The sequence below is a fragment of the Kitasatospora sp. NPDC029312 genome (genome assembly GCF_055569215.1).
On sequence record NZ_JBVHXY010000088.1, the window covers coordinates 1 to 4,225 of the forward strand.

General features: G+C 71.8%; 4 protein-coding genes and 1 pseudogene. 3 read left to right on the forward strand and 2 right to left on the reverse strand.

The genetic code is table 11. The annotated features are described in order from the left end of the window. Together ACZ4WV_RS35305 and ACZ4WV_RS35310 are read right to left on the reverse strand one after the other, a co-directional pair. Positions 1–113, reverse strand: a pseudogene (locus ACZ4WV_RS35305) (electron transfer flavoprotein subunit beta); the annotation flags it as partial. Positions 114–453: 340 nt separating this feature from the next. Further along, positions 454–813: a thioredoxin family protein gene (locus ACZ4WV_RS35310; protein WP_465753186.1), complete on the reverse strand. Its 360-nt coding sequence runs from the start codon at positions 811–813 to the stop codon at positions 454–456. Positions 814–1,038: 225 nt separating this feature from the next. On the opposite strand from ACZ4WV_RS35310, the gene ACZ4WV_RS35315 reads away from it, so the two are divergent. The 3 genes from ACZ4WV_RS35315 to ACZ4WV_RS35325 all read left to right on the forward strand — a co-directional run bounded on the left by ACZ4WV_RS35315 (position 1,039) and on the right by ACZ4WV_RS35325 (position 4,129). Then, positions 1,039–1,464 carry a DUF4395 domain-containing protein gene (locus ACZ4WV_RS35315; RefSeq protein ID WP_465753188.1) on the forward strand — a complete coding sequence of 142 codons (426 nt, stop codon included), beginning with the start codon at positions 1,039–1,041 and terminating at the stop codon, positions 1,462–1,464. A gap of 264 nt (positions 1,465–1,728) precedes the next feature. After that, positions 1,729–2,544 carry a lysophospholipid acyltransferase family protein gene (locus tag ACZ4WV_RS35320; RefSeq protein WP_465753189.1) on the forward strand — a complete coding sequence of 272 codons (816 nt, stop codon included), beginning with the start codon at positions 1,729–1,731 and terminating at the stop codon, positions 2,542–2,544. 196 nt (positions 2,545–2,740) lie between these two features. Further along, positions 2,741–4,129 (forward strand): TolB family protein, encoded by a 1,389-nt coding sequence (locus ACZ4WV_RS35325; RefSeq protein WP_465753191.1) that lies wholly within the window; start codon positions 2,741–2,743, stop codon positions 4,127–4,129. The last annotated feature ends 96 nt before the right edge of the window (positions 4,130–4,225 follow it).

Genomic DNA, 4,225 nt, shown 5'->3' on the forward strand with positions numbered 1-4,225 from the left:
TCCGACAGGAGGCCGTCCACGCCCTCCCGGTCGGTGGTGTGGTCGTCCGCGAAACGACGGTCACCCGTCGCGTCCGGCACGTACTTCACACAGACAACGATCCTCAAGCTCACGGCCTGTCTCCTGTACTGGTCTCGTCCGGCGGCTGCGGTTGTGCAAGCGGGCGCGACCTGCCACGCACCCGCTCCGGGCAGCGGCTTTCCCGTGCCGGTCCGGAACTTCCTGGCAGCATACTCGCCAGTAGTTCAGTGGTCACTACTGGCCAGTAGCTTACGCCGGGAGGGCTGCACCACACCGCTCGCGCCCATCCTGCCCCAGGCGGGGCACGACTCCACCCACAGGGCGGCTCCTACCGCGCGTGACGGCGAACAGATTTCAACTGACAGATTTCAGCGAACAGATTTCATCATCTGTTCGCTGAAATCTGTTCGTCGCCCGCCCAGCCCGCCACCCTCAGACCACCCGCCCCAGCGCCGCGATCACGTCCGCCTTCCGCGGCATCCCCGCCGCCCTGAGCACCACCCGACCACCCGCGTCCAGCACCAGGACGGTCGGCGTCCGCGCGATCTCCAACCGACGGACCAGCTCCAGCTGCGCCTCGGCGTCCACCTCCAGGTGCCCGACCCCCTCGACCATCCCCGCCACGTCGGCGAGCACCCGCCGGGTGGCCCGGCAGGGCTGGCAGAAGGCGGTGGAGAACTGCACCAGTGTCGCCCGCTCACCGAGCGGCCCGCCCAAGTCGGCCTCCGACAGCCGTATCGTCCCGTCCTCCGTGCCCACCCTCGACCTTCCGTCGTGCCCGACCCGCGTCACCCCTCCAGTCTGAGGCAGCGCGCCCGGAGGCCGAAAAGTGGTGCCGAAAAGAGAGGTCGACCGCTGACACCGGCCGCGCGTACGATCGGCCGGTGGACTCCGAACGCACCGCACCGCCGTTGCTGACCTCCCGTCGCGTCGTCGACCTGAGCCGCGCCACCACCTCCCGCTGACGCCGGTCGCGTCTCCTCCGCAGCCGCCCGTCGCGACCCTCCCGGAGCCCTTGTGCAGACCGATCCCCGCGGTCCCCGCTTCTCCTCCGCGCTCGCCGCCGCTATCCTGGCGGCCGTCCTGGTCACCGGCAGCGGCCTCCTCCTCGCCGCCCAGGCCCTCGTCTTCGCGCTCACCGCGTTCAGCGGGCTGCGGCTCTCCCCGTACGGCCTGCTGTTCCAGGCGTTCGTCCTCCCCCGGCTGGAGCCGCCCACCGAGACGGTGGACGAGCGCCCGCTGAGCTTCGCCCAGGGGGTCGGCCTCGTCTTCACCTCCGTGGGCACCCTCGGCTACCTCACCGAAGTGACCTGGCTCGGCGTGCTGACCACCGCGTTCGCCCTGATCGCGGCCTTCCTGAACGCCGCCTTCGGCTACTGCCTGGGCTGCGAGATGTACCCGATCGTCCGGCGTGCCCAGGGCCGCCTCGGCGCCGGGGCCTGATCGGCGGCCTCACGCCGTCCACCCCACCCCCAAACGGCGCCACCGGCACCGGCGGGCCAGAAGTTCCCGGCCGGAGTCATCACGGAGATCACACCGCGAATACTCGCTTGACCGCACGGCTCAGGTGACAGCAGGCACCCGTTCGGGGGATCATCTCCCTGTATCACCCGTGACCGCCGCGGCGTGCCGTGCTCCGGTCGGCTCCCTCGCAACGGCGCGGGTCCCGCCGTACCGGGCTCCGGCCCGTGGAAGTCAGGACTGACCGTGGCCGAGTTCGTGTACCCGCCGGTGATCGGCGCCGCACTCACCGCCTTCCGCGCGCTCGACGTGCGGATAAACATCGTGGGCGCCGAGCACATCCCCGCCGAGGGCGGGGCGGTGCTGGTCAGCAATCACATCAGCTACCTCGACTTCCTCTTCGCCGGCCTCGGCGCCTACCGCGGTGGGAAGCGCAAGACCCGCTTCATGGCGAAGGACGACGTCTTCAAGCACCGCATCTCCGGCCCGCTGATGCGCGGCATGAAGCACATTCCGGTCGACCGCACCGACGGCCAGCCCGCTTACGAGGCCGCCGTGCGCGCCCTCCAGGCCGGCGAGGTCGTCGGGGTCTTCCCCGAGGCGACCATCAGCCGCTCGTTCATGCTGAAGAAGTTCAAGACCGGCGCCGCCCGGATGGCCGCCGACTCCGGCGCCCCGCTGCTGCCCGTCGTGTTGTGGGGCACCCAGCAGCTCTGGACCAAGGGCCGCCCGAAGACTCTCACCAAGCGCCACGTCCCCGTGACGATCATGATCGGCGAACCTCTTCACCTGGGCCCCGGTGACAAGCCCGTCATGGTCACCAGGAAGCTGCGCGCCGCGATGAGCGAGATGCTCGACCGGGCCCAGCGCGAGTACCCCGCCAAGCCCTCCGGTCCGGAGGACAGCTGGTGGCTGCCCGCGCACCTCGGCGGCACCGCGCCGACCCTGGAGGTCGCCGAGGCCGAGGACGAGGCGGAGGCCCTCGCCAAGGCCGAGCGCCGCGCCGCCAAGACCGACCCCGTCACGACCGATCCTGCCAAGACCGACCCCGCCGGGAGCTGACCCGCCGGGAGCCGGCCCGCCTCCCTCTACTCCTTGCGACCGAGCGAACGCGCGCCGTCGCGTGTCGCCCAGCCACCGACCCTGCCTTCTGACAGAGTGACAGCTCCTTCCAGGGGCCTCCGTCCCGGATCTCCTCCTCGATCCGAGACGCCGAGGCGGAGCACACGTCGCAGCGGTCGGAAAGGTCGAGACGGAGATGGCACGGATCACCGGCACACGGCAGTCCCCCACGAACCAGGCCCGCACCCGCGCAACCGCCGGTGCGGGCCTGCTGCTTCTGGGCACCCTGCTCACCGGCTGCGGGGCCGAACCGGGGGAGATCCCCCTGTCCGCCATCCGCCCGGAGTCCCCCACCGCCACCCCCCAGCCGACCTCCGCCACCAGTGCCGCGGTGGGCGCGGCAGCCGCCACCCCCGCGGCGCCGGCGCGCAACGGACTGATCGTCAGCCGGGCCTACACCGACGACTCGCGGACCACCAGCGCCATCGTCACCCTCACCCCCGACGGCACGGCCCAGCAACAGGTCACCCAACCGCCCGACCACGTCCGGGACGACCGGCCCGACTGGGCCCCCGACGGCAGCGCCATCGCCTTCGACCGAACCGACCCCCAAAGCGGCGCCGCCCGTCTCTGGTCGGTCGCACCGAGCGGCGACAACGCCCACCAGATCAGCCAGCTCTGCGACGCCGGCGGCGGCACCGCCGACTGCGCCAACGAGGACGAACGCGCCCCCGCCTACTCCCCCGACGGCAAGCAGCTCGCCTTCAGCCGCTCCTGGGGCGCGCTCGACGCGGCTCACGCCAACCAGATCCAGTACTCGGACCTGTACCTGATGAGCCCGGACGGCACCAACGTCCAGCGGCTCACCTTCCTCACCAACGACAAGCCCTACTCGGGCGTGGTCAGCAATCCCAGCTGGTCCCCCGACGGCAAGCAGCTCACCTTCGAGTACCGCACCAGCGCCACCGGACAGCCGGCCGACGGCCGCGCCATCTACATCGTCAACGTGGACGGCACCGGGCTCCGCCAGCTCACTCCCTGGGAACTGCGCGCCGGCGACCGCGCGAGCTGGTCCCCCGACGGCACCCGGATCCTCTTCACCACCTACCCCGCAGGCCCCGACAACGCCCCCGGCGGTGGCATCTACACCGTCCGCCCTGACGGCAGTGCCATCGGCGCCCTCACCCCGTCTCCCTCCGACGCCGCCTACGGAAGCGCGGCCTTCGCGCCCGACGGCAAGGCCATCGTTTTCACCCAGGCCTCCGCGGGAGGCGGCAGCGACCTCTACAGCATGCGGCCGGACGGCACGGGCATCGCCCGGCTCACCAACAGCGCCGCCAAGTGGCTCGGCCGACCGGTCTGGGGCACCGCGGCCGGGCCTGCGCAGGCATCCGGGTCGCCCCAAGCGCCCGAGGCGTCCCAGACCCCCGCGGCGCCGGGCGCTCCCGGAACTCCCGGGGCGACTCCGACCCCTGGGGCACCCCAGACGCCACAGCCCGGCGCTCCGACGGCCTCGGCCGAGGCGACGCCGGCTCAGGCACAGGGGCAGCCGGACGACGAGGAGAACGACCTCCAGGACAACTGATCCGGAAACGCGAAAAGGCCCCGCCCGGTAACCCGGGCAGGGCCTTTTCAGAAGAATTGTTCGGCGGCGTCCTACTCTCCCACAGGGTCCCCCCTG

Bases quoted from the DNA above. Each gene is read 5' to 3' on its own strand.
- ACZ4WV_RS35325 (WP_465753191.1), top strand. From the start codon at position 2,741: ATGGCACGGATCACCGGCACACGGCAGTCCCCCACGAACCAGGCCCGC.